Genomic DNA, 495 nt, shown 5'->3' on the forward strand with positions numbered 1-495 from the left:
CATCATCCGGGGCAAACCGCACAAGACGACCTTCTCCGACACAAAGGCCTCGTGCCCGCTGGACAAGGTGAACCGGCAGTTCCGCGTGCCTGCGCCGAACATGCTCTGGGGTCGTCCATTGTGGTGCCATTGCTATCAAGCCCAATGGACGACGACTTCACTTGCGTCGCCACCTGGAAGGGGTTTGTGTATGTCGCCATTCGTCGGGAAAACAGTCCGCTGGACTGTTTTCTGACCCTCCTCATTCATCGATGCCCATGCCCGCGAGATCGTCGGCTGGCGGGCGAGCCAAACAGCCCACGCAGGCTTCGTTCTCGATACCCTCGAACAGGCTGTCCACGATCGCCGCCCAGCCCAGGGCGCGCTGTCGGTCTATAGCAAGAGTTTGTCTAAGGAGGTGGCCGCGAAGGGTCTTCGGGTGGTCCGCGTGGCGCCGGGCTGGATCGAGACCGAGGCCTCGATCCGACTGGCCGAACGCGTGGCGTCCGAAGCGGG

General features: G+C 62.8%; 1 pseudogene. It reads left to right on the forward strand.

Annotated features, from left to right (window positions below):
* Positions 1 to 358: pseudogene (locus tag IE00_RS19600) on the forward strand (hypothetical protein); the annotation flags it as partial.
* Between the last annotated feature and the right edge of the window lie 137 nt (positions 359 to 495).

Origin of the sequence: Paracoccus sp. SM22M-07 (assembly GCF_001887735.1) — a bacterium.
Lineage (GTDB): Bacteria > Pseudomonadota > Alphaproteobacteria > Rhodobacterales > Rhodobacteraceae > Paracoccus.